This window comes from Geodermatophilus siccatus (assembly GCF_900103785.1).
GTDB lineage: Bacteria > Actinomycetota > Actinomycetes > Mycobacteriales > Geodermatophilaceae > Geodermatophilus > Geodermatophilus siccatus.
The window spans coordinates 61,216-85,159 of record NZ_FNHE01000007.1; the positions used below are offsets into that span (position 1 = coordinate 61,216).

Consider the following 23,944-nt stretch of genomic DNA (forward strand, 5'->3'; position numbering starts at 1 on the left):
GGTGCGGCGGGGGGCCGTCGTGGTTCGAACGCCTGTTCGAACCACGACGAGTACACCCTGCCGGCACCGACGACGTCAAGCGGGGCGTGCGGCCGGGTGCGCCCGCCGCACGGGGAGCCCGGGCCCGCAGCGGACCGCCCCGGCCGATGGCAGGATCGACGCATGAGCCGACCCGAGCACCCGCGGGTGGCCGCCATCTCCGCCCTCCTGGCCGAGGCCGGCGCGACCGGGCAGGTGCTCGAGCTGACCGGCAGCGCCCGCACCGCCGCCGAGGCGGCCGGAGAGCTCGGCGTCCCGGTCGGGGCCATCGCCAACAGCCTGCTGTTCGACGTCGACGGCGCGCCGCTGCTGGTCCTCACCAGCGGTGCCCACCGGGTCGACGTCACGAGGGTCGCCGGGCTGCTCGGCGTCCGCGACGTGCGACCGGCGTCGCCCGACTTCGTGCGCCGGCACACCGGCCAGCCGATCGGCGGCGTCGCCCCGATCGGCCACCCCGAGCCGATCGGCACGCTGGTCGACGTCGAGCTGGCCCGGCACGACCGGGTCTGGGCCGCCGCCGGACACCCGCACGCGGTCTTCCCGACCAGCTACGAGGAGCTGCTGCGGCTCACCGGCGGGACCGCCGCCGAGGTCGGGGACGACCCGGTGGCGCTGCCCGAGGAGGTGTCCTCGTGACCGGGACGACGCCCGCGGCGCGGGTCACCGAGCTGCCCACCGGCTGGCTGCGCGACCACATGCACGAGGCCCTGGCCATCTACGGCGAGGCGATGGGCTACAGCCCCTCGGTGGTCGCCGGGCGGTACGGCTACGCCATCCAGCACACCGAGCGCCCCGGGTTCCGCGCGGTCGGCGCCTTCGTGGAGACCCCCGACGGGGAGGTCCTCGTCGGGTTCGGCTACGGCTACCTGGTCGCGCCCGGCCAGTGGTGGCACGACCAGGTGCGCGCCGCGCTCGACCGGCGGACGGCGAAGCGCTGGCTGCCCGGCGCCTTCGAGGTCTGCGAGCTGCACGTGCACCCCGCCCACCAGAGCCGCGGCCTGGGCCGCCAGCTGCTGCACGCCCTGGTGGCCGGCCTGCCCTACCCGGCGGCGCTGCTGTCGACCCCGGACAACGACACCAAGGCCTTCCGGCTGTACCACGCCGACGGCTTCGTCGACCTGGCCCGCAACCACCGCTTCCCCGGCGACTCGCGCCCCTTCGCCATCCTCGGCGCCCGCCTGCCGCTGCCGCCCCCGGCACCGCGGTCCGACCGCACGTGAGCGAGCTCGCGAGCTCACCCAGGGGCGCAGCAGGGCCGCCACGGCCGACGAGCGCCGGCGAGCAGGCCGTGGACGTCGACACCCCCGTCGACGCCGTCGTCGTCGGCGCCGGGCACAACGGGCTGGTCGCCGCCTGCTACCTGGCCCGCGCCGGGCTGCGGGTGGAGGTCCTCGAGCGCGACGAGGTGCTCGGCGGCGCGGTCTCGACCGTGGAGCGCTGGCCGGGCGTGCGGGTCGACCGCGGCTCCAGCGCGCACGTGATCGTCCGGCAGAGCGGCATCGTCGAGGAGCTCGACCTCGCGGCGCACGGCCTGCGCTACGTCGACTGCGACCCGTGGGGCTTCGCGCCCGCCCCCTTCCCCGGCGACCCCGGCCCCGACGGCCGGCCGCTGGTGTTCTCCGTCGACCTGGACGCCACCTGCGCCTCGATCGCCGACGCCTGCGGCCCCGAGGACGCCGCCGCCTACCGCCGCTTCGTCGAGGTGTGGGCCCCGCGCAGCCGCGCCGTCGTCGGCTCCTTCGCGCGGCGGCCGACGGTGGGCGGGCTGGCCCGCTCCTTCTGGCCGCTCGGCGCCCCGGCCGACGGCCGGCCGCGCACCCCCGGCGGCGACCTCGCCGTCGACTTCCTCGGCTCCGGCGACGCGCTGCTCGACCGGTGGTTCACCAGCGAGCGGCTCAAGGCGGCCCTGGCCTGGTTCGGCGCGCAGTCCGGCCCGCCGGTGTCGGAACCGGGCACCGCGGCGATGGTCGCCTGGGCGACGCTGCTGCACGACGTCCCGCCCGGCCACCCGGTGGGCGGCTCCGGCGGGCTCACCCAGGCGCTGCGCCGCCGGCTCGAGGCCGACGGCGGGCACGTCGCCCTGGGGGACGCCGCGACCCGGCTGCTGGTCGAGGACGGCCGGGTGACCGGCGTCGAGACGGCGTCGGGACGGCGGGTCGCGGCCCCGGTCGTCGTCGCCGCCTGCCACGTGCTGACCACCCGCGACCTGGCCGGGAAGCACGCCCCGCCGGCGCTGGCCGACGCCGCCCCGCCGGTGGGCAACGGCTTCGGCCTGGTGGTGCGGGCGCTGACCGACGCCCCGCCGTCCTACCCGGGGGCCGCCCCCGCGGCGGCGCTGGGCGGGCTGCAGCTGCTGTGCACCGACCGCGCGCAGCTGGCCGCCGCCCACGGCGACTGGCTGGCCGGCCGGCTGCCCCGCGAGCCGGTGCCGCTGGCGATGTGCTTCTCGGCGACCGACGACACCCTCGCCCCGCCCGGGCAGCACGTGGTCACCGTGTGGGGCCAGTGGTACCCCTACGCGCTGGCCGACGGCGGGGACTGGGACGCCCTCGCCGAGGCCGAGGCGATGCGGCTGGTCGCCGCCGTCGACCGCTTCGCGCCCGGCTTCGCCGCCTCGGTGCAGCGGACGTACGTGCAGACCCCGCTGCTGCTCGAGCGGGAACTGTCGCTGCTGCGTGGCAACGTCATGCACGTGGAGATGGGGCTGGCCAGCATGTTCGCCTTCCGGCCGACGCCGGCCCTGTCCGGTTACCGGGTGCCCGGCCTGGCCGGCCTCTACCTCGCGGGCGCCTCCACCCACCCCGGCGGCGGGGTGTCGGGCAACTCCGGGCGGACGGCGGCCCGCGTCGTGCTCGGCGACCGGAGCGTGCCCGTCCGCGCGCGGGAGGCCCTCCGGCGCGGGCTGGCCCGGGTGCGCCGGTGAGCGGTCTGCTCGCCGCGCGGCCGGGCAACCGGCCGGCCGCGCTCCCGTGGGCGCCGGCGGTGCTGCTGGTGCTCACCGCGATCGCGTATCCGCTGACCGACGACGGCGGGGCAGTCCGCGACGCGGTCACCTGGCTGATCGTGCTGCTCGGTTCGACGGTGTCCGTGGTGCACGCGACGGTCAGCCGGGGAGCCCGCACCGGGGCCGGGGTCCTGCTGGTCACCGCGGCCACCGCCGTGGTGTTCGAGGCGGTCGGCCTGGCCACCGGGTTCCCGTACGGCGAGTACACCTACAGCGACGACCTCGGGCCCACGCTGCTCGGCGTCCCGTTCCTCGTGCCGCTCGCCTGGCTGATGATGGCCTGGCCGAGCTGGCTGCTGGCCCGCCGGCTGACCCGTGACGTGCGGGCCGGACGCCGGCGCCCGGCCCGCGTGGCAGTGGCCGCGGCGGTGTTCGCGGGGTGGGACGTCGTCCTCGACCCGCAGATGGTGCAGGCCGGCTACTGGACCTGGGCGCACCCGCGGCCGGGGCTGCCGGGCATCGACACGGTGCCGCTGACCAACCTGGCCGGCTGGCTGCTGGCCGGGCTGGTCCTCATGGCGCTGCTCGACCTGCTGGTCACCGGCACCGCCCTGGCGCCGCCGCGCACCGGCGACGGCGCCCCGCTGCTGGTGCTGGGCTGGATGACCCTCGGCGGCGCGCTGGCGCACGCCGGCTGGCTCGGGCTGCCCGGGTCCGCGGTGTGGGGCGTGCTGCTCGCCGTCCCGGTGCTGCTGGCGCTGACGCTCCAGGCCCGCGGGACACGGTGAGCGAGCTCGCGAGCGCGACCATGGGCACAGCAGCGTCCGCGAACGCGGCCGACGAGTACCGCGAGGAGGACTCGTGAGCGGCCGGCTGCTGCGGGTCCTCTCCGGCGCGGCGGTCGCCGGGGCGCTGCACGCGGCGGTCAACGTGGCGCTGCTGCGCCGTCCCCCGACGGGGCCGCCGCCGGTGCGCCGGCCGGTCACCGTCGTCCTGCCGGTGCGTGACGAGGAGGAGCAGGTCGGCGGCTGCCTGGCCGCGGTGCTGGCCCAGCAGGGCGTGCCGGACCTGCGGGTGGTCGTGGTGGACGACGGCTCGACCGACGGCACCGCCGACGTCGTGCGCGCGGTCGCCGACCCGCGGGTGCGCCTGGTGGCCGCGGCCGACCCGCCGCCGGGCTGGCTGGGCAAGCCGCACGCCTGCGCCACCGGGGCCGACCTCGCGGCGGACGCGGACGACGGCGTGCTGGTCTTCCTCGACGCCGACGTCCGGTTGTTCCCCGACGCGGTGGCCGGCGCGGTCGCCGTCCTCGACGCGCACGGCCTGGACCTGGTCTCCCCCTGGCCGCGGCCGGTGACCGCGAGCGTGGCCGAGCGCCTGGTGCAGCCGCTGGGCCCGTGGCTGTGGGTGACGACGCTGCCGGTGCGGCTGGCCGAGCGCTCGCGGCGGCCGTCGCTGACCGCGGCCAACGGGCAGTTCCTCGTCGTCCGGCGGGCGGCGTACGCGCGGGCCGGCGGGCACGGCGCGGTGCGCGGCGAGGTGATCGAGGACGTCGCCCTGGCCCGGGCGGTGAAGCGGGCCGGCGGCCGGGCGGTGCCGGTCGACGGGTCACGGCTGGCCGCCTGCCGGATGTACGACGGCTGGCCGGCGCTGCGGGCCGGCTACGCCAAGTCGCTGTGGGCCTCGGTCGGCGGGTCGCCGGGGGCCGGCGTGGCCGTGGCGGCCGGGCTGACCGCGGTGTGGGTGCTGCCCGCGCTGGCCGCGGTGCGCGGGTCGCGGGCCGGCCTGGTGGGCTACGCGGCGGGGGTCGCCGGGCGGGCGGTGTCGGCCGCGGCGACCGGCAGCCGGGTCTGGCCGGACTCACTGGCGCACCCGCTGTCGATGCTGCTGTTCGACGTGCTGCTGGCCGGGTCGGTGAGCGGGCGGCGGCGGGGCACGCTGTCGTGGCGGGGGCGCGCCCTGTAGGAACGCCCGGTGCCGTCGTCAGGGCCTCCCGGCGGCCCGAGCACCGTCGGCCGCGCCCTCGCCGGGACCGGCGCGGTGCCCTCGCCTGGCGCGTCGTCCTCGTGGCCGCCGCGCACGGCCTGCCGCCGCTGACGCCGTCGTGGTCCCCGACGACGGGGTGCAGGTGAACTCGCCAGGGGCGGCGCCCTGGCCGTGGCAGCTCGCGGTCGCGGTCGGCCACGCGACGGCCGTCTGGTGGCCGACCCGCCCGACCGCCCTGGCCTCGCTGCCCGACCGGGGGTGGCCGAGGATGACCGGGTGACCAGCCCGAACGCGCGCGTGCACTTCGACCCGGCAGCCATGGACGGCGGCGCCTTCTACCGGGTGCTCAACTCCGTCGTGGTGCCCCGCCCGATCGCCTGGGTGGCCAGCCGCTCGGCCGAGGGCGTGGTGAACCTGGCGCCGCACTCCTTCTACACCGTGGCGTGCGTCGTCCCGCCGGTCGTGCAGTTCACCTCCGTGGGCCGCAAGGACACGCTGGACAACGTCGAGGCGACCGGCGAGTTCACCGTCAGCCTCACGCCGGAGTGGCTGTTCGAGCAGGTGAACGCCACGGGCACCGACTTCCCGCACGGCGTCAGCGAGGCCGAGGAGGTCGGTGTCGCGCTGGAGGCGAGCGAGCGGGTCGGCGTCCCCCGGGTCGCGGAGTCGCCGGTCGCGGTGGAGTGCACGCTGCACTCGACGGTGCGGCTGGGCGACAGCACGGTGGTCTTCGGTCGGGTCGAGCTGATCAGCGTGTGGGAGGACGCGGTCGAGGGCGGACGGCCGCGCATCGAGCGGCTCCGGCCGCTGGCCCGTCTGGGCGGCAACCAGTGGACAGCGCTCGGCGAGGTGCGCGAGATCAAGCGGATCCCCTACCGCCGCTGGACCGAGGACCCCACCATCGGCGAGGAGCTCCGCGGCCAGTAGCGGCCGGGGACGGCACCTGGCCGGGGACGGCACCTGGCCGCGGTGTCGGCCGGTAGGCCGACCACGTCACGGCAGGTGCGCGGCGATCTCCTCGGCGGCGTCGGCGCCGAAGGCGTCGGCGAAGCGCTCGAGGAACGGCTCGCGCCGCAGCTCGTACTCCTGGGTGCCGATGACCTCGACGGCCTCGGTGGCGACCGCCGACCCCAGCTGGGTGGCCCGCTCGAGTCCCAGCCCCCACGCCCGGCCGGCGATGAACCCGGCGCGCAGCGCGTCGCCGCCGCCGGTGGGCTCGACCGGCTTGGTCTCCGGGACGGCGATCACCTCGATCGGCTCGGCGCCGGCCTGCCGCACGAGCACGCCGTCGGCCGCCCGGGTGGTGATCCAGGTGCCCACCCGGTCGAGCACCTCGGCGTCGCTCCACCCGGTCTTCTGCAGCAGCAGCGCGGCCTCGTACTCGTTGGTGAACAGCAGGTCCGCGCCGTCGACGAGGTCGCGGATCATCTCGCCGTCGGCCCAGGCCAGCTGCTGGCTGGGGTCGGCGGCGAACGCGTAGCCGCGGTCCCGGCACTCCCGGGTGTGCCGCACCATCGCCGTCGGGTCGTTGGGGCCGACGACGACCAGGTCCAGCGCGCCCACGCGGTCGGCGACCGGGGCCAGCTCGATGGAGGAGGCCTCCGACATCGCGCCCGAGTAGAACGACGCGATCTGGTTGTTCACCGCGTCGGTGGTGCAGACGAAGCGAGCGGTGTGCTTGAACTCCGACCAGTGCACGCTCGCGGTGTCCACGCCGTGCCGGGTGAGCCAGGCGTCGTAGTCGGCGAAGTCGCTGCCCACGGCGCCCACCAGCACCGGGGCGAGGCCGAGCAGCCCCAGCCCGTAGGCCATGTTGGCGCCGGCCCCGCCGCGGTGCTGCACCAGGTCGTCGACCAGGAACGACAGCGACACGTTCTCCATCTGGCCCTCGACGAACTGCTCGGTGAACTTCCCCGGGAAGGTCATCAGGTGGTCGGTGGCGATGGAGCCGGTGACGGCGACGGGCACGGGGACGCTCCCTCGGGGTGGCGTGCAGCGAGACGCCCGGTGGACGTCGGACGACGACCCCAACACCTTAGGAGCCGCGTTCCGCGCCCGCCGGACGGCGTCGGCCGGTGGGCCCGGTGCCCGCCGGGTCCTCACGCCGGCACGGTCGCGCCCAGGTGGCGGCCGCTCGGCCGGGGGATGCCGGCAGCGGCGTAGATCTCCGGCTCCTCGAGCGTCTCGTGCTCGAGGAGCCTCTCGACGATGGCCTCGAGCCGGTCCCGGTTCTCCCGCAGCAGCCTGCGGGCCTCGGCGTAGCACTCCTCGCTGATCCGGCGCACCTCCTCGTCGACGGTGTCGAGCAGGGCGTCGGAGACGCCCGCCAGCCGCGGGTCGGCGTCCTGGGGCAGGACGGAGACCGGACCGACGCGCTGCGACATCCCCCACCGGCCGGCCATCGCCCGGGCGATCCGGGTGCTGTTCTCCAGGTCGTTCTCCGCGCCGGTGGTGACCACGCCGAAGACCTCCTCCTCGGCCGCCATGCCGCCCAGCGCGCCGGTGATGCGCCCGCGCAGGTAGCGCTCGTCGTAGCCGTAGCGGTCGGCCTCCGGGGTGGAGAGGGTGACCCCGAGCGCCCGGCCGCGGGGGATGATCGTGACCTTGCGGACCGGGTCGGCACCCGGCTGCAGCATGCCCAGCAGGGCGTGGCCGGCCTCGTGGTAGGCGGTGCGCCGGCGCTCCTCGGGCGGGATCACGACATCTCGTTCGGCACCCAGCTGGATCCGCTCCAGGGCCTCGCCGAAGTCGCGGGCCGAGACCGTGTCCGCACCGCGGCGGGCGGCGCCGATGGCCGCCTGGTTGACCAGGTTGGCCAGGTCGGCGCCGGTCATGCCAGGGGTGACGGCGGCGACCTGGTGCAGGTCGACGTCGTCGGCCAGCGGGACGCCGCGGACGTGCACCTGCAGGATCGCGTAGCGACCGTCGAGGTCCGGCGGGTTGACCGTGATGGTGCGGTCGAAGCGGCCGGGACGCAGCAGGGCGGGGTCGAGGACGTCGGGCCGGTTGGTGGCCGCCATGACGATCACGCCCTCGGCGCCGGAGAAACCGTCCATCTCGGTGAGGATCTGGTTGAGCGTCTGCTCCCGCTCGTCGTGTCCGCCGGTGGCGACCGCGCTGCCGCGGGACCGGCCGATGGTGTCGATCTCGTCGATGAAGACGATCGCCGGTGCCACCTTGCGCGCCTCGGCGAACAGCTCGCGGACCCGCTGCGCCCCGACGCCGACGATCAGCTCGATGAACTCCGACGCGCTGGCCGAGAAGAACGGCACGCCGGCCTCTCCCGCCGTGGCGCGGGCCAGCAGCGTCTTGCCGGTGCCGGGCGGCCCGGCGAGCAGGACGCCCTTGGGCGCCCGGGCGCCCAGCCGCCGGTACTTGTCCGGGTTGCGCAGGAAGTCCACTACCTCGCTGATCTCGGCCTCGACCTCGTCGATGCCCGCCACGTCGTCGAACGTGACCCGGACGCTCTCCGGGTCGACCGGCTTGCGCCTGCTGCTCCCGCCGCCGAACAGGCCGGCGCCGAGCTGGCGCTGACGCCGGAACAGCCACCAGTAGAAGGCGACGAGCAGCAGGATCGGGGCGAAGGAGATCAGCAGGTTCCACAGCGCGCCGCGCTGCTCGACCACCGGCTCGGCGCTGACCGTGGCGCCGGCGTCCTCGAGCCGGGTGAGCAGGTCGTCCTCGGCGAAGGTCGGGCGCTCGGTGGCGAACTGCTTGTAGTTCTCACCCGAGCTGCCGGGGACGGGGCGGGCGGCCCGCAGCTCCCCCTGGATCGTCGACCCCCGGGCGAAGACCTCCGCCACGTTGCGCGCGTCCACCTGGTCGGAGAACTCGGTGTAGGAGACGGGGACCGGCGCGTCGCCCTGGTCCTGCCAGGTCACCAGGCCGAACAGCAGCACGTAGGCGAGCAGCGCGACGGCGAGCGGGCGCAGCCGCCGCAAGCGCGAGGGCCGGTCCCCGTCGTCCTGGCCCGGCGGCACGCCCTCGGTGCGCCAGGGGCGCTCGGGGGCCCGGGTCTCCGGCTGCGGGCTGGGCCGGCCGCGACGGGTGGCACCCGAGGGCCGGGTCGGTCGGTCGTCCATCTGCGGTCTCCGCTGGGCTCGACGGGATCACTCCCCTCCTACCCCGCCCAGGATGCTCAGCAGTCCCCGCAGCCGGCGTCCGGCCCCCTGCAGGGTCCCGCCGCGAGCTCGCGAGCGGCGGGGCAGGGGGTCCTTCAATCGGCCAGCGCCCGCCGCAGCGCCGTCCCCAGCTGGGCGACGCCGACGACGCCGAGCAGGCAGCCGGCCGCCGTCCCGCAGGTGACCACCGCCGCGGACCAGCCGAGGCCGGCCACCACCCCGGCCCCGCCGAGGGTGAAGCCGGTCATGGCGACCCGGGTGGGGCGCTCCCAGACCGACAGCTCCCCGGTCTCGGTGACGCCGGCCTGCCCGGCCCGGGCCCGCAGGTAGTCCGGCAGCCAGCACAGCCCGCCGAACGCCGCGGCCAGCCAGCCGGGGGCGCCGGCCACCCAGAGCGCGGCGGCGAACGCCCCCTCGCTGAGCCGGTCGACGGCCGAGTCGAGGACGAAGCCGCGGCGCGAGGCCCGCCCGGTCGCGATGGCCAGCGCTCCGTCGAGCCCGTCCAGGACGGCGGAGAACCCCACCAGCACGCCGGCGAGCACCGGCCACGGGCCACCGACCGCGGCCGGGACGACGGCTGCCACCGCGACGAGCAGCCCCGCGGCGGTGACCGCGACCGGCGGCAGCCCGGCGACCCGCCGGGCCAGCGCGTACACGCCGGACAGCCAGCCGTGCACCAGCCGGCTGGCCGCCGGGTCGGCCCCGCCGTGCCACGTCGACCAGGCGGCGAGGTACTCCTCGCGGCTCAGCACGGCGCCCGCTCCACCAGCGCAGTCCACCAGGCGCGGCGGACCGGGGACAGTGGAGGGGTGCTCGCCGGTCTCTCCCCCGCCCGACGCCGCCTGGTCGTCACCGTCCTGGCCCTCGCGGTCGTCGCCGTCCTGGTCACCGGCGCGGCGCTGCTGCTGGGGCGGCCGTCGGGCGCCGCGGGCCGCGAGCCGGTGTCGCAGGACGCACCCGGCCCGGTGCTGCTCGTGCCCGGTTACGGCGGCTCGACCGCGGCGCTGCAGCCGCTGGCCGACCGGCTGACCGCCGAGGGACGCGACGCCACCGTGGTCGACGTGCCCGGCGCCGGCACCGGGGACCTCGGCGCCGCGGCGGACGCGCTCGGCGAGGCCGCCGACGCGGCCCTGGAGCGCACCGGCGCCGAGAGCGTGGACGTGGTCGGCTACTCCGCCGGGGGCGTCACCGCCCGGCTGTGGGTGGCCGACGGCGGCGCGGCCGTCGCCCGCCGCATCGTCACGCTCGGCTCCCCGCACCACGGCACCACGCTGGCCGACCTGGCCGGGCGGGTGGCGCCGGAGGAGTGCCCCGAGGCCTGCCGCCAGCTGACCACCGCGAGCCCGCTGCTCGCCGGCCTCAACGCCGGCGACGAGACGCCGGAGGGGCCGGCCTGGATCTCGATCTGGACCGCGCAGGACGAGACGGTGACCCCGCCGGAGTCCGCCCGGCTGGAGGGCGCGCTGGAGCTGCCGGTGCAGTCGGTCTGCCCCGGCGCCCGCGTCGGCCACGGCGACCTGCCGCGCCACCCGCTGGTGCAGGCGATGGTGCTCGAGGAGCTGGGCGCCGCGCCGCCGGCCGCGCTGGGCCCCGACGACTGCGCCCGCCTCGGCGGGTGACGAGGCGGTCCTGCTCCTAGCTCGTGACGTCCTTGGTGGTGAAGTTCGCCCAGGCCGCGGCCAGCAGCACGCCGACGTACACGCCCTGCAGCGCCAGCCCGCGGACGACGTCCCGCCACAGGATCGGATCGCGGAACAGGTCGACGAAGGCCAGCCAGTACCGGGTGGGCAGGTAGGGCGCGATCGGCGAGGCCGCGTCCAGGGTGAACAGCAGCGAGGAGGTCACCAGCACCGCCAGCGCGCCGAGCGCGGCGGCCAGCGGCGAGTCGGTCAGCGTGGAGAAGAACAGCCCGAAGGCGGCGACGCCGAGCATGGAGACCGTCACGTACCCGATCGCCATGAGGCTGCGGCCGGCCAGCTCCTGCTGCGACAGCGAGGTGCCCGACACCGACGTCCCGCCGCCGACGGGCTGGGCGTCGAACAGCGTCGTCCCGACGACGTAGCCCACGCCCGCCACCACCAGCACGGTGACCAGCACGAACGCGATGACCGCGACCAGCTTGGCGACGAGCAGCCGGGTGCGCCCGGCCGGGCGGACCAGCAGGTAGCGCAGCGTGCCGGCCTGCGCCTCGCCGGCGACGGCGTCCCCGGCCACGACGGCGACCGCGATGGGCAGGAACAGCGGCAGCACGATGGCCAGCGCCGCCAGCGGGAACAGCGCGCCGTTGGTGAGGACCGCGGACAGGAACGGCGGGCCCTCCCCCGGCCGCGGGGCCAGGTCGGTCAGCTGCACCAGGACCGCGACCAGCACCGGCAGCGCGTTGAGGACGGCGATCGTCACCCAGGTGCGCGGACGGCGGAACAGCTTGCGCAGCTCGACGCCGATCACCGGGCCGCCTCCACCCGGTCGGCGCTGGTGCCGGCCGCGGCGAGCACGACCTCCTCCAGGGTGGGCCGCTGCAGCGCCAGCCCGGTCACCGGCACCCCCGCGGCCACGAGCAGCGCGTTGACCTCGGCCGGGTCGGCGCCGCGCACCACCACCCGCGAGCCCTCGACCCCGAGCACCCGGCCGTCGAGCACGGCCCGCACCCGGTCGGCGGCCGGGGTGTCCACCACCGTCGCGCCGGTGGGCGCGGTCAGCCGGGCCAGCTCGTCCTGCAGGACCAGCCGGCCGCGGTCCAGCACGCCGACCCGGGTGCACAGCTGCTCGACCTCGGCCAGCAGGTGGCTGGAGAGGAAGACCGTCGTCCCGCCGCGGTGCAGCTCCAGCAGCAGGTCCCGGATCTCGTGGATGCCCTGCGGGTCCAGGCCGTTGGTCGGCTCGTCGAGCACCAGCAGCTCCGGGCGGCGCAGCAGCGCGGCGGCCAGCCCGAGCCGCTGCCGCATGCCGAGGGAGTAGGCGCGCACCGGCCGGCGGTCGATGCCGCCGAGACCCACCTGCTGGAGCACCTCCTCGATGCGGGCACGGCGGGTGCGCCGGGAGCCGCCCGGCCCGGCCGCGTCGATCAGCGCGAGGTTGGCCCGGCCGGACAGGTGCCCGTGGTGCGCCGGCCCCTCGACCAGGGCGCCCACCCGGGGCAGCACCCGGCGGCCGGCGCGCGGCATCCGCTCGCCCAGCAGCTCGACCTCGCCCGCGGTCGGCAGCACCAGGCCCAGCAGCATCCGCACCGTCGTCGTCTTGCCCGAGCCGTTGGCGCCGAGGAAGCCGTAGACGTCGCCGGCGCGGACGTCGAGGTCGATGCCGTCGACCGCGCGCAGCCGGCCGTAGCGCTTGACCAGCCCCCGGGTGCGGATCACCGCGCTCACGAGGCCGCCCCGGGCAGCCGGCGGGCGGCGTCGGCCAGTGCGTCGAGGGTGACCGTGCCGGTGAGCACGTAGGCCGGGCCGTCGGGCGGGGTCACCAGCATCAGCCCCAGCGGACCCGCGGCGACCCGGGTGCCGAGCGCGTCGGTGACGGCGTCCGGGCTGGCGGTCAGCGCCTCGCGCAGCCCCCCGGCCAGCCGGCCCGGCACGGGCGCGGCCGCCAGCAGGGTCACGCCGCGGCCGTACACGCCCACCGCGTCGGGCACCCCCGCGGAGGTCCGCCGGGGCAGGCCGGCCAGCTCTCCGGGCAGCCGCACGTCCGGCGCCCGCTCCTCGGCCTGCGCGATCAGCCCCTCGGTGTCGGGCGCGGTCAGCAGGGTGGCCTCCGGCGGCGGGGTGAAGGCGACGACGTCCGCCGGGGGGACGGCGAGGTCCAGGTCGAGGAAGCGGGTGTCCAGCGCCGCGAGGTCCGCGCCCTCGGCGAACACCTGCACCTGCAGCGGCAGCCCGCTGGCGGGGTCGACCCACACGTCGACCCGGCCCACGGACGCGGCCGGCTCGGCGGGCACCAGCCGCAGGCCGACGGCGTCGCGGCCGGCCACCCGGCGGGCGCCGATGCGGGAGAGCTCGTCGTCGGTGGCCTCGGACAGCAGCCGCCGGCCGAGCGCGGCGGGCAGCAGGTCCGGCGGGGTGGGCAGCGCGAGGGACGCCGGGGCGCCACGGGTGGCGGTGCCGGCCTCGAAGTCCCAGGTCCAGGTGCCGCCGGGGTCGCGGTGCACGCCGGTCTCCCCCGCCGCGGTGACCACGTCGACCCGGTGGTCCTCCGGGCCGCGCCACCACACCCGCACCAGCGTCCGGTCGCTGAACAGGTCGGCGACGTCGGTGAGCCGCTCGGACACCGGCAGGGCCAGGCCGCCGGCGGAGACCGCGTAGCCGGAGAAGCCGACGCCCGCACTGGCCAGCACCGCGGCCCGGAGCTCGGCCGCGGGCACGTCCACGTCGTCCGCCGGGAGCGCCGCGACGACCGACGGCAGCGCCACCAGCGCCGCGACGAGCAGGCCGACGGCAGCCCACCGGGCGAGCGCGCCTCGCCCCCGTGCCGCCATGCACCCCACGGTACGAGCGGACGGCCTGGCCCCGTCTCGGGTCCCGCCCCCGTCCAGGGGCTCACCGCGAGCCTGCGAGTGGTGAGGAGGACGGGGTCCTTCCTCAGTGCGAGCCGGTGTGCGTCCTGCGCCGGTGCACCGTGAGGTTCATGACGAGCACGATCAGCGCCCCCACGACGAGCCCGACGAGCGCGCTGGCCAGGGTGTTGACGAGCCACCCCACCACCCCGCCGAGGGCCCCGGTGGCCTCGTGCGCCGCCTCCTCCAGGTGGTGCACGGCCCCGTACACGGCGTGCAGGCCCAGCTCGTCACTGCCGACCAGCAGGATGTGACCGCCGACCCACAGCATCGCGGCGGTGCCGACCACGGTGATGACGGCGAGCAGCCGCGGCATCGCCTTCACCATCCCGTGGCCCAGGCGGGACACGGCCTTCCCGGGGCGACGCGACAGGCTCAGACCGACGTCGTCCATCTTCACGATGAGGCCGACGACGCCGTAGACGAGGACCGTGATGCCGACCGCGACGACCGCGAGGATGACCGCCCGCGACCAGAAGCCCTCGTCGACCACCTCGTTCAGCGAGATGACCATGATCTCCGCCGAGAGGATGAAGTCGGTGCGCACGGCCCCGGACACGATGGTGTCCTCGTCCGGCAGCGTCTCCTCGCCGGCGGCGTGGTCGCCGTGCCCGCCGCGGAGCTTGTGCCACACCTTCTCCGCGCCCTCGTAGCAGAGGTAGGCGCCGCCGATCATGAGGATCGGGGTGAGCAGCCACGGCAGGAACTGGCTGAGCAGCAGCACCGCGGGCAGCAGGATGAGCAGCTTGTTGCGCAGCGAGCCCATGGCGATGCGCTTGATGATCGGGATCTCGCGCTCGGCGGCCAGGCCGTGCACGTACTGCGGCGTGACGGCGGTGTCGTCGACGACGACGCCGGCGGCCTTCGCGCTGGCCCGGCCGGCAGCGGCGCCGATGTCGTCGACCGAGGCGGCGGCGGCGCGCGCCAGCGTCGCCACGTCGTCGAGCAGTGCTACGAGTCCACCGGCCACGGAACGTCCTCTCGCTTGGTCAGCACTCGCGTGCAGTCTCGGTGATCGTGGTCCGTCCGGCCGCACCGGGCGACTCCCCGTCCGGGATCCCGGGCAGGACTACCCGGCTGAGGACACGCCGAACGCCCGGTCCGCAGGGTCCGTCGTCCGGCGGCCGGGACCGGCACGCTGGAGCGACGGGCTGCTCACCGGGTGCAGCAGGAGGGCAGGACCATGGGGACGGCGGACGACGAGGGCGCGGCGCTGTGGCCCGACCGGTACCTCACCGAGGGCCGGCTGGTCGTCGTGCGCTCGCCCCGGCGGGAGCCGTCGTCGCGCTGGGCGCGGCTGCGCGCGGCCGCCGTCCGGCTGGACCGGGCCGCCCGCGCCCGGCTGGGACTGCCGTCCCCCGATCCTGAGCCGCCGTCCCCGGCACCCGAGGCGGCGTTCGCGGCGTGGGACACCACCGAGGCGCGCGTCGCCGCGGCCGCCGGGCGGGCGTGGGCCGAGACGGTGCGCGAGCCGTCCTGGTCCTCCCCGCTGCTCGCGGCGAGCCGCTTCGACGGCCAGGCCGAGGTCGACCGCATCGTCGACCTCGCGCTGCGCATCCGGTCGGCCCGCGTCTCCCTCGGGGTGCGCCCGGCCGGGACGGCGGCGGAGTACTGGGACCGGCAGTCCGCCGCGCTGGAGGCCGCCGCCCTCCGGCTCGGGCACCGCGCCGACGCGCTGATCCGCTACCGCGACCAGGCCGCGCTCCTCTCGGCCGAGCTGCGCCAGCTTGCCGACCTGGAGCGGCTGGAGCGCAGCGCCGCGGAGGTCGACGGGATCACCGCCGCGACGTCGGCGCTGCCCGGTCGGGGGGACGGCGACCTGCGTGCGGTGGCCGACGAGATCGCCGCGGTGCGCAGCGCGGTGACCGAGCTGGTCGGGCTGATGACCCGCACCCGCGCGCCGCTGGCCGAGCCGCCGGGCTGAGGGGCGAGGTGGGTGCTCCCGCCCGAGCCCACGAGCTGATCGACGAGAGCCACGAGGCCGGCCGGGTGCTGACTCACCACCACGGACTCTGCGCGCTGGTGGCCCCCTCGACCTGCGGGAACGGGCCACGGGCGCGCAGTCGTCCCCGCGACGCAGCCGCCACGCCGGGCGAGGTGCGCTCGTGGCACCTTCCCGGGCCGGGATGTGCCGCAGCCGCACACACCCGGCCGTCCGCGTGCATGGCCCGGCGGCGAGCGCGGGTAGAGCGACTCCATGGCGCCTCCCCTCAGCGACGCGGTCGTCGTCGACGTCCTCCGCCGGGTCGACCGGCTGACGACGCCGCTGGTCCGCCGGCTCGGCCGCCCACCGGAGCTGCCGCAGGCCGAGCGGGAGCAGTGGTGGGCCGACCGGGTCTCGCGCGTCGCGGCCGGCGTCAGCGCCGTCCCCCGCCTCGCCGGCAAGCTGGCCGACCTGCTGCCGCTGCAGAACACGATCGGCTCCGCGGTCCAGGCGCTGGTGGTGGGCGGGGTGGCCGCGGAGCACGGCGTCGAGGACGAGGCCGAGCGGGTGTCGCTGCTGGCTCACGTGCTGCTCGACCGCGACCTGCCCGCCGAGCGGGTGCGGCCGCTGCTGGAGCGGGCCCCCGGCGCCTACGCCGACGACGTCCTCGGGGACAGGGACGACCGCAGCGCCGTCCGCACCCTGTGGCGGGTGGCCCGGCTGCTCGGCCGCATCGACGACACCCTCGACGCCCGGCCCAAGGGCAAGCTGCGGCACCGGGCCCTGGCGAACCTGCCGGTGGTCGGCACGCTCGGCGGTTACGCGGCCGAGCGGGAGGGCCTGCGCCGGGCGGCGGCCGAGACGGCGGCGCTGCTGGCCGGCCGCGCCACCCGGGCCCCCGCGGCGGACCCGGCTCAGTGAGGAGCGGGGACCGCCACCAGGTTGGCGTGGACCTCACGGGTCGCCGTCGACCGGTTCATGGTGATGAAGTGGATGCCCGGGACGCCCTCGTCGAGCAGCGTCCGGCACAGCTCGGTGGCGACCTCGACGCCGTAGGCCCGCACCGCGGCCCTGGCCTCGGGGGTGTCCCCGTCCAGCTCGGCGAAGCGGGCGGCCAGGTGCTCGGGGAACGCCTGCCCGGACAGCTGGACGATGCGGGTGATCTGCCGGGCGTTGGTCACCGGCATGACCCCGGCGATGATCGGCACCTCGCAGCCGGTGGCGGCCACCCGGTCGCGCATCCGCAGGTAGTCCTCCGGGCGGAAGAACATCTGGGTGATCGCGAAGTCGGCGCCGGCCCGGCACTTGCGCACGAACATCTCGACGTCGGTCTCGAAGTCCGGCGAGCGCGGGTGCCGCTCCGGGAAGGCGGCCACGCCGACGGAGAAGTCACCCATGGAGCGGATCAGCTCGACCAGCTCGGCGGCGTAGGTCAGCCCCTCCGGGTGGGCCACCCACTCCGCCTGCGGGTCGGCGCCCGGCGGGTCCCCGCGCAGCGCCAGCAGGTTCCGCACGCCCGCCGCGGCCAGCCGGCTGACCACGTGCCGGAGCTCGGCGACGCTGTGGTCGACGGCGGTCAGGTGGGCCAGCGGGGTCATCGTCGTCTCGGTGGCGATGCGCTCGGTGACCGAGACGGTGCCCTCGCGGGTCGACCCGCCGGCGCCGTAGGTGACCGACACGAACGACGGCTGCAGCCGCTCGAGCTCGCGCAGCGCCGTCCACAGCTGGGTGGCGCCCTCGGGGCTCTTGGGCGGGAAGAACTCGAAGGACCACGTCGGCCGGCTCTCGGCGAGCAGCTCGCGCACGGTCCGCGTCATGGACAGCGAGGATACGGACCCGCCGGAGTCCGGCCCGCCCTGCATCCGTCCGGCACGCCCCCGGAGAAGGTCCTCCGGCACCGCCGCCCCACCGGCCCCAGGAGGCAGACCCCGTGGCCCTGACCGACTCCGCCCGGATCCCGGCCGCGCCTGATCGAATGGCGCGCGATACTCGGTCCGTGATCGCCGGGGCGCAGCAGCGCGAGACACCCGTCCTCCCCCCGGCTCCCCCGCCGGCCGCCGCCGAGATCGACCGCGTGCGCGCGGCGGTCTGGGACGCCCTCTCGGACTTCCTCGAGGTGCAGCGGGAGACCCTCGCGGCGATGGACCCGTCGCTCGTCCCGGTGATCGACGAGGTCTGCGCCCTGGCCGACGGCGGCAAGCGGCTGCGCCCGCTGTTCGCCTACTGGGGCTGGCGCGGCGTCAGCGGCGAGGGGCCCCGGGAGTCCGACGCGGCGGTGCTGCGGGCGGTGGCCGCGCTGGAGTTCGTGCACGCCAGCGCGCTGGTGCACGACGACGTCATGGACGGCGCGCTGACCCGCCGCGGCCGCCCGGCGACCCACGTCGGCTTCGCCTCCCGGCACGGCGACGGCGCGCTGGCCGGGGACGGCGACGCCTTCGGCGTGGGCGCGGCGATCCTCGTCGGCGACCTCGCGCTGGTGTGGTCCGACGAGCTGCTGCGCTGCTCGGGCATCTCCCCCACCGCGCTCTCCCGGGCCCGCCAGGTCTGGGACACCATGCGCACCGAGGTGACCGCCGGGCAGTACCTGGACCTGCTGCGCGCCGCCGGCGGCCTGCCCGGTGTGCAGGGCGCGCTGACCGTGGCCCGCTACAAGAGCGCCGGCTACACCGTGCAACGGCCGCTGCAGCTGGGCGCCGCCATCGCCGGCGCCGGCGAGCGCACCGCCGACGTCTACACCGCGATCGGCCTGCCGCTGGGTGAGGCGTTCCAGCTGCGCGACGACGTCCTCGGGGTGTTCGGCGACCCGTCGGTCACCGGCAAGTCCGCCGACGACGACCTGCGCGAGGGCAAGCAGACGCTCCTGGTGGCGCTGGCCGAGGAGGCCGCGGACGACGAGGGACGGCGGCTGCTCACCGAGGCGCTGGGGAACCCCGATGCCGGCCCGGCCGAGTTCGACGCGCTGCGGGCGCTCTTCGAGTCCACCGGCGCCCGCGCGCAGGTCGAGCAGCGGATCGCCGAGCGCACCGCCCTCGCCCGCACCGCCATCGCCGAGGCCCCGCTGGCCGACGACGCCCGGGCCGCCCTCGACGCGCTCGCCGTCGCCGCGACCACCCGCACCGCCTGATGGTCCGCACCGTCCCCGGGCGCACCGACCGCGTCGTCGTCGTGGGCGCCGGCCTCGCCGGGCTGTCGGCGGCCCTGCGGCTGCGCGGCGCCGGCCGGGAGGTCACCGTCGTCGAACGCGCCTCCGGCCCCGGCGGGCGCGCCGGGCGGATCGAGGAGCGCGGCTACGCCCTCGACACCGGCCCGTCGGTGTTCACCGCCCCGGAGCTGGTCGCCGACACCCTCGCCGCGGTCGGCGAGAAGCTCGAGGACCGGCTGCAGGTGGTCCCCCTGCAGACCACCTACCGGGCACAGTTCGCCGACGGCTCGCAGTTGGACGTGCACGCCGACGTCGACGCGTTCGCCGCCGAGGTCGAGGCGCTGTGCGGGCCCGCCGAGGCGGCCGCGCTGCGCCGGTACCTGGCCGACCTGGCCGAGCTCTACCGGCTGCAGCTGAGCACCTTCATCGACCGCAACCTCGACACCCCGCTGGACCTGCTCGGCCCCGAGCTGGTGCAGCTGGCCCGGCGCGGCGGCTTCGGCCGGCTGTCCCGGCACGTCGAGCGGCACTTCACCGACGACCGGCTGCGCCGGCTGTTCAGCTTCCAGGCCCTCTATGCCGGGGTCTCGCCGTACCGCGCGATCGCCGCCTACGCGGTCATCGCCCAGCTCGACATCGGCGCCGGCGTCTGGCACCCCGTCGGCGGGATCGCCGCCGTCCCCCGCGCGATGGCCGCCGCGGCCGCCGACGCCGGTGTGACCCTGCGCCACGACACCGAGGTGCGGGAGCTGGAGGTCAGCGGGTCGCGGGTCACCGGCGTGCTGCTGGGCGACGGCGAGCGGCTGCCCGCGGACGCCGTCGTCGTCACCGTCGACCGGCCGGAGACGCTGGTGCCCGGCTTCCGGCGGCTGCGGCGGCCGGTGTACTCGCCGTCCTGCGTGGCCGTGCACGTCGGCGTCCGCAGCGAGCTCCCCGGCCAGGCGCACCACACGATCAGCTTCGGCGCCGCGTGGCGCGAGGTCTTCGCCGAGCTGACCCGCGACGGCCGGCTCCTCGGCGGGGGTCCCGGGACTCGGCGGGGGAAGATCATGACCGACCCGAGCCTGCTGGTCAGCATGCCGTCGCGCACCGACCGCAGCCTCGCCCCCGAGGGCGGCCAGGTGCTGAGCATCGTCGCGCCCACCCCGAACCTGGACCCGCACAGCGGCGGCAACCCCGACCTGGACTGGACGACGCTGGGCCCCCGCTACCGCGACGAGGTGCTGGGCGTGCTGGAGGAGCGCGGCTGGACCGGGCTGACCGGCGCGATCGAGGTCGAGCACGTCGACACCCCGCTGACCTGGGCGGCGCAGGGCATGGCCGCGGGGACGCCGTTCGCGCTGGCGCACACCTTCGGCCAGACCGGCCCGTTCCGGACACCGACGCTGCCCCGCCGCGGCCCGGAGAACGTGGTCCTCGCCGGCTCGTCGGTGCAGCCCGGCGTCGGCGTGCCCATGGTCGTCATCAGCGGCCGGTTGGCCGCAGAGAGGATCACCGGACGGGTCCGGCCATCCCCGCGGAACTGGCCGGACCCGGGAACGGGCAGCCGATGACCCTCACCGACCCGCCGCGCACGCAGGCCGAGCGGCAGGCCCACCTCGACGCCGCCTACCGGCACTGCGCGGCGATCAACGCCGAGCACGGCAAGAGCTACCACCTGGCCACCCGGCTGCTCACCCCGGACCGGCGCCCGGCGGTCCACGCGCTCTACGCCGCCGCCCGCACCGCGGACGACCTCGTCGACCACCCCGGCGCCGACCCGGCCGGCGACCTCGCCGAGTGGTCCCGCGCGGTGCTGGCCGAGCTGGAGGCCGGCTGGTCCGACGACCCGGTGCGCCTCGCCCTGGTGCACACCTACCGCCGGTACGACATCGCCGTCGAGCACCTGGTCGACTTCCTCGCCGCGATGACCAGCGACCTCGACGTCACCGGGTACGCCGACATGGACGCCCTCGACCGGTACATGTGGGGCTCGGCGTCGGTCATCGGCCTGCAGGTGCTGCCCGTGCTCGGCACCGCCCGGGGCGTGGCCCGCGAGGAGGCCGCCCCGCACGCCATCGCGCTGGGCGAGGCCTTCCAGCTGACCAACTTCCTGCGCGACGTCGCCGAGGACGTCGACCGGGGCCGGGTCTACCTGCCCGCCGACCTCATGGCCGCGCACGGCGTCACCCGCGAGCAACTCGCCGAGAAGCGGTACGACACCCACTTCCGGGAGCTGATGCGGGAGATGGTCGCCATCGTGCGCCGCCGCTACGACGACGCCGCCCCCGGGACGCCGATGCTCGCGCCGGAGTCCCGCGACTGCGTGCGCGCCGCCACCGACCTCTACGGCGGCATCCTCACCGAGATCGAGCGGGCCGACTACCGGGTGCTCGACCGCCGGGTGCGGGTGTCCAGGCCACGGCGTCTGGCGGTGTTCGCCCGCCGGTTGACCGCCGCCCAGCTGGCCAGGGTCAGGGTCACCATGGCGAAGCCGAACAGCAGGTCCTCGACCGGCGCGTAGGCGATCCGCGGGCCCCAGATGGTGTCCGGGTCGTAGGTGACGACGTCCAGCCCGGTCAGCACGCCGTTCATGAGCAGCTGGAACGTGACGATGATCGCGTAGGCCACCCAGAACACTGGCCGGGTGACCATGCGGGTGCGGTAGACGGCCAGGTCCAGCCCGAGGACGGCGAGCACCGCGGTGACCGCGAGGGCGCTGTAGCTCACCGGCCGGTCCCGGCTTCCTCAGCCGGGTACCCGGCGTCCCAGCCGGTGACCTTGCGCACGGCCTCCAGCGCCAGCACCGAGCACAGCGGGACGACGAGGAAGAACAGCACCTCCTCGACCGGGATGCCGCCGGGCAGCCGGACGCCGAGGGTCAGCCGGTCGGAGTAGTCCCAGTGGCCCTGCGCGATCGCGTACAGCACCCAGACGACGAAGACGGCGAACTCCGGCGCGACCGCGACCAGCAGCCGCCGCCAGCGGGCGTACACCCGCACTCGCAGCAGGAGCTCGAGCGGCGCGGTGACGACCAGGCAGCCGGCCAGCAGCGCGAGGTAGGTCAGCTGCCCCATCTGTCGGCGCTCAGAACGCCAGGGCCTGGGCGCGCCGGGTGACCTCGGTGTGCCGGTCGCTGCGCAGCGCCTCCACGGGCGTGCCCGGCAGCGTGTCGTCGGCGCGGAACAGCCACTCGAAGACCTCCGCGTCGCTGAACCCGCCGTCCTTGAGCACGGTGATCAGGCCGGGCAGGTGCTTGAGGACGGCGCCGTCCTGGAGGAAGTCGGCCGGGATCCGGCTGTTGCCGCTGCCGGGGACGGCCATGAGCTTGTGCTCGCGCAACAGCTGGCGGACCCGGTTCGGCGAGACCCCCAGTACAGCGGCGACCTCAGCGGGGGTGAGCGTCTCCATGACGTCCGAGCCTATGACCCCCCCGCGGTTCGCCGTGCCGGGGACGCCGACCCGCCGTCCAGCTGCCCCGATACCATGGGGCGGGGCCGTGACTGGCGCTGCTGAGGTGGACCACCACCGGGGAGCGGTCCGCACCACCCCGCCGGGCGCCTGGGCACCCACTCGTCGTCCCCTCGCGCTGGAGCCCTCCATGACCGACGTCAGCACCCACGCCACCGCACCCTCCGACGCCGCCCTGCCCCACGCCGACGTCGCCTCCGCCGCCTACCGCAGCGCGCTGCAGGTCATCGGGGCCGTGGAGCCCCGGGTGGCCGACGCGATCGGCGCGGAGCTCGCCGACCAGCGGGCCTCGCTGAAGCTGATCGCCAGCGAGAACTACGCCAGCCCCGCCGTGCTGCTCACCATGGGGAACTGGCTGTCGGACAAGTACGCCGAGGGCACCGTCGGGCACCGCTTCTACGCCGGCTGCCAGAACGTCGACACCGTCGAGGCGCTGGCCGCCGAGCACGCCCGCGAGCTGTTCGGCGCCCCGCACGCCTACGTGCAGCCGCACTCGGGCATCGACGCCAACCTGGTCGCCTTCTGGGCGGTGCTGGCCTCCCGCGTCGAGTCCCCGGCCCTGGAGAAGGCCGGCGTCCGGCACGTCAACGAGCTGACCGACGCCGACTGGTCGGCGCTGCGCCACCAGCTCGGCGACCAGCGGATGCTCGGCATGTCCCTGGACGCCGGCGGCCACCTCACCCACGGCTTCCGGCCGAACATCAGCGGCAAGATGTTCGAGCAGTCCTCCTACGGGACCGACCCCGAGTCCGGGCTGCTGGACTACGACGCCGTCCGCGAGCGGGCCCGCGAGTTCCGGCCGCTGATCCTCATGGCCGGCTACTCCGCCTACCCGCGCCGGGTGGACTTCGCCCGGATGCGCGAGATCGCCGACGAGGTGGGCGCCACGCTGGTCGTCGACATGGCCCACTTCGCCGGCCTGGTCGCCGGGAAGGTCTTCACCGGCGACTTCGACCCCGTGCCGCACGCCCACGTCGTCACCACCACGACGCACAAGTCGTTGCGCGGCCCGCGCGGCGGCATGGTGCTGGCCCAGCCCGAGTACGCCGACGCCGTCGACCGCGGCTGCCCGATGGTGCTCGGCGGTCCGCTGCCGCACGTCATGGCCGCCAAGGCGGTCGCCTTCGCCGAGGCCCGGCAGCCCGCCTTCGCCGGGTACGCGCAGCGCATCGTCGACAACGCCGTCTCCCTCGCCGAGGGGCTGACCCGCCGCGGCGCGCGGCTGGTCACCGGCGGCACCGACAACCACCTGGTGCTCGTCGACGTCTCCGGCTTCGGCCTCACCGGTCGCCAGGCGGAGTCCGCGCTGCTGGACGCGGGCATCGTGACCAACCGCAACGCCGTCCCGGCCGACCCGAACGGTGCCTGGTACACCTCCGGCATCCGGCTGGGCACCCCGGCGCTGACCACCCGCGGCTTCGGGGCGGACGAGTTCGACCGCACCGCCGAGCTGATCGTCGACGTCCTGTCGAACACGACGCCGACCGCCACCCGGGACGGGGCGCCGTCCAAGGCCAGGTACGCGACCGCCGACGGCCTGGCCGACCGGACCCGCGACGCGGCCGCCGAGCTGCTGGACCGCCACCCGCTCTACCCCGGCCTGGAGCTCTGAGGGAAGGGACGCGGTCTCAGGTCCCGCCTCGAGGGGCCGGAGGCTCCCCGAGGCGGGACGGTCGAAGGACCCCCTGCCCCCACCGCTCGCGAGCTCGCGGTGGGCCCCTGCAGGGGGCCGACGCGGCACGTGGCCGCGGGTCGCGCCGAGCGGGGGGCCGGAGGCTCCCCCGAGGCGGGA

At 76.4% G+C, this 23,944-nt stretch carries 23 protein-coding genes, 1 pseudogene and 1 riboswitch; of the genes and pseudogenes, 13 read left to right on the forward strand and 11 right to left on the reverse strand.

From position 1 onward, the window contains the following. The first annotated feature begins 162 nt into the window (after positions 1-162). The 6 genes from BLS21_RS14050 to BLS21_RS14075 all read left to right on the forward strand — a co-directional run bounded on the left by BLS21_RS14050 (position 163) and on the right by BLS21_RS14075 (position 5,896). Entirely contained in the window at positions 163-675 is a 513-nt protein-coding gene (locus BLS21_RS14050) for a YbaK/EbsC family protein (protein WP_091219364.1), read from the forward strand. Then, complete coding sequence (locus tag BLS21_RS14055; RefSeq protein WP_091219366.1) at positions 672-1,259, forward strand: GNAT family N-acetyltransferase; 588 nt, start codon at positions 672-674, stop codon at positions 1,257-1,259. The genes BLS21_RS14050 and BLS21_RS14055 overlap by 4 nt, the downstream gene beginning before the upstream one ends. A 68-nt stretch (positions 1,260-1,327) precedes the next feature. Further along, on the forward strand, positions 1,328-2,962 hold the full coding sequence (locus BLS21_RS14060) for a phytoene desaturase family protein (protein WP_091219368.1): 1,635 nt from the start codon (positions 1,328-1,330) through the stop codon (positions 2,960-2,962). Next, positions 2,959-3,771, forward strand: coding sequence for a carotenoid biosynthesis protein (locus tag BLS21_RS14065; RefSeq protein WP_091219371.1), 813 nt, complete (start codon positions 2,959-2,961; stop codon positions 3,769-3,771). Before BLS21_RS14060 ends, BLS21_RS14065 begins: the two co-directional genes overlap by 4 nt. A 73-nt stretch (positions 3,772-3,844) precedes the next feature. After that, entirely contained in the window at positions 3,845-4,948 is a 1,104-nt protein-coding gene (locus BLS21_RS14070) for a glycosyltransferase family 2 protein (RefSeq protein WP_175479570.1), read from the forward strand. Positions 4,949-5,245: 297 nt separating this feature from the next. Then, entirely contained in the window at positions 5,246-5,896 is a 651-nt protein-coding gene (locus tag BLS21_RS14075) for a flavin reductase family protein (RefSeq protein ID WP_217636131.1), read from the forward strand. A gap of 66 nt (positions 5,897-5,962) precedes the next feature. Here BLS21_RS14075 and BLS21_RS14080 read toward each other — a convergent pair whose 3' ends face one another. From BLS21_RS14080 to BLS21_RS14090, 3 genes are all read right to left on the reverse strand, one after another. After that, on the reverse strand, positions 5,963-6,937 hold the full coding sequence (locus tag BLS21_RS14080; RefSeq protein ID WP_091219373.1) for a carbohydrate kinase family protein: 975 nt from the start codon (positions 6,935-6,937) through the stop codon (positions 5,963-5,965). A 131-nt stretch (positions 6,938-7,068) separates the two neighbouring features. Next, a complete protein-coding gene (gene ftsH, locus BLS21_RS14085; RefSeq protein ID WP_091219375.1) occupies positions 7,069-9,051 on the reverse strand; it encodes an ATP-dependent zinc metalloprotease FtsH in 1,983 nt (660 codons plus the stop codon). A 134-nt stretch (positions 9,052-9,185) separates the two neighbouring features. Continuing rightward, positions 9,186-9,842, reverse strand: coding sequence for a CDP-alcohol phosphatidyltransferase family protein (locus BLS21_RS14090; protein WP_091219377.1), 657 nt, complete (start codon positions 9,840-9,842; stop codon positions 9,186-9,188). Between the two features lie 57 nt (positions 9,843-9,899). Between BLS21_RS14090 and BLS21_RS14095 the strand changes: the two genes are divergently transcribed. Next, positions 9,900-10,709, forward strand: coding sequence for a lipase family alpha/beta hydrolase (locus BLS21_RS14095; RefSeq protein WP_091219379.1), 810 nt, complete (start codon positions 9,900-9,902; stop codon positions 10,707-10,709). A gap of 16 nt (positions 10,710-10,725) precedes the next feature. On the opposite strand, the gene BLS21_RS14100 is transcribed toward BLS21_RS14095, so the two are convergent. The 4 genes from BLS21_RS14100 to BLS21_RS14115 form a co-directional block, all read right to left on the reverse strand. Then, positions 10,726-11,538 (reverse strand): ABC transporter permease, encoded by an 813-nt coding sequence (locus BLS21_RS14100; RefSeq protein ID WP_091219382.1) that lies wholly within the window; start codon positions 11,536-11,538, stop codon positions 10,726-10,728. Further along, positions 11,535-12,455, reverse strand: a complete 921-nt coding sequence (locus BLS21_RS14105; protein WP_091219385.1) for an ABC transporter ATP-binding protein — start codon at positions 12,453-12,455, stop codon at positions 11,535-11,537. The genes BLS21_RS14100 and BLS21_RS14105 overlap by 4 nt, the downstream gene beginning before the upstream one ends. Then, entirely contained in the window at positions 12,452-13,558 is a 1,107-nt protein-coding gene (locus BLS21_RS14110; protein WP_091219387.1) for a LolA-like protein, read from the reverse strand. Before BLS21_RS14110 ends, BLS21_RS14105 begins: the two co-directional genes overlap by 4 nt. Positions 13,559-13,661: 103 nt before the next feature. Beyond that, positions 13,662-14,606, reverse strand: a complete 945-nt coding sequence (locus BLS21_RS14115; RefSeq protein WP_091219390.1) for a DUF808 domain-containing protein — start codon at positions 14,604-14,606, stop codon at positions 13,662-13,664. A gap of 213 nt (positions 14,607-14,819) precedes the next feature. Here BLS21_RS14115 and BLS21_RS14120 point away from each other — a divergent pair, with 213 nt between their 5' ends. Continuing rightward, positions 14,820-15,560 (forward strand): hypothetical protein, encoded by a 741-nt coding sequence (locus tag BLS21_RS14120; RefSeq protein WP_139177120.1) that lies wholly within the window; start codon positions 14,820-14,822, stop codon positions 15,558-15,560. 273 nt (positions 15,561-15,833) lie between these two features. Then, the gene (locus BLS21_RS14125) at positions 15,834-16,481 is read left to right on the forward strand and encodes a hypothetical protein (RefSeq protein ID WP_091219392.1); all 648 of its coding nucleotides are present in this window, start codon (positions 15,834-15,836) and stop codon (positions 16,479-16,481) included. On the opposite strand, the gene metF is transcribed toward BLS21_RS14125, so the two are convergent. Continuing rightward, positions 16,475-17,377: a methylenetetrahydrofolate reductase [NAD(P)H] gene (gene metF / locus BLS21_RS14130; RefSeq protein ID WP_091219915.1), complete on the reverse strand. Its 903-nt coding sequence runs from the start codon at positions 17,375-17,377 to the stop codon at positions 16,475-16,477. The genes BLS21_RS14125 and metF overlap by 7 nt on opposite strands. Before the next feature lie 179 nt (positions 17,378-17,556). Here metF and BLS21_RS14135 point away from each other — a divergent pair, with 179 nt between their 5' ends. Genes BLS21_RS14135 through BLS21_RS14145 form a run of 3 tightly spaced genes read left to right on the forward strand, consistent with a single transcriptional unit; the run spans position 17,557 to position 21,205 of the window. Next, a complete protein-coding gene (locus BLS21_RS14135) occupies positions 17,557-18,684 on the forward strand; it encodes a polyprenyl synthetase family protein (protein ID WP_091219394.1) in 1,128 nt (375 codons plus the stop codon). Next, positions 18,684-20,255, forward strand: coding sequence for a phytoene desaturase family protein (crtI, locus tag BLS21_RS14140; protein WP_091219397.1), 1,572 nt, complete (start codon positions 18,684-18,686; stop codon positions 20,253-20,255). Before BLS21_RS14135 ends, crtI begins: the two co-directional genes overlap by 1 nt. Beyond that, positions 20,252-21,205, forward strand: coding sequence for a phytoene/squalene synthase family protein (locus BLS21_RS14145; RefSeq protein WP_217636132.1), 954 nt, complete (start codon positions 20,252-20,254; stop codon positions 21,203-21,205). Before crtI ends, BLS21_RS14145 begins: the two co-directional genes overlap by 4 nt. Here BLS21_RS14145 and BLS21_RS25905 read toward each other — a convergent pair. The 3 genes and pseudogenes from BLS21_RS25905 to BLS21_RS14160 all read right to left on the reverse strand — a co-directional run. Next, a pseudogene (locus BLS21_RS25905) lies at positions 21,202-21,411 on the reverse strand (lycopene cyclase domain-containing protein); the annotation flags it as partial. The gene BLS21_RS14145 and the pseudogene BLS21_RS25905 overlap by 4 nt on opposite strands. After that, positions 21,408-21,758 (reverse strand): lycopene cyclase domain-containing protein, encoded by a 351-nt coding sequence (locus BLS21_RS14155; protein ID WP_091219403.1) that lies wholly within the window; start codon positions 21,756-21,758, stop codon positions 21,408-21,410. The pseudogene BLS21_RS25905 and the gene BLS21_RS14155, both read right to left, overlap by 4 nt. Positions 21,759-21,768: 10 nt before the next feature. Next, on the reverse strand, positions 21,769-22,092 hold the full coding sequence (locus tag BLS21_RS14160) for an Rv2175c family DNA-binding protein (protein ID WP_091219408.1): 324 nt from the start codon (positions 22,090-22,092) through the stop codon (positions 21,769-21,771). Between the two features lie 78 nt (positions 22,093-22,170). Further along, positions 22,171-22,255: riboswitch (ZMP/ZTP riboswitch) on the forward strand. Between the two features lie 27 nt (positions 22,256-22,282). Here BLS21_RS14160 and BLS21_RS14165 point away from each other — a divergent pair. Further along, positions 22,283-23,764 carry a glycine hydroxymethyltransferase gene (locus tag BLS21_RS14165; RefSeq protein ID WP_091219411.1) on the forward strand — a complete coding sequence of 494 codons (1,482 nt, stop codon included), beginning with the start codon at positions 22,283-22,285 and terminating at the stop codon, positions 23,762-23,764. Positions 23,765-23,944 lie beyond the last annotated feature (180 nt).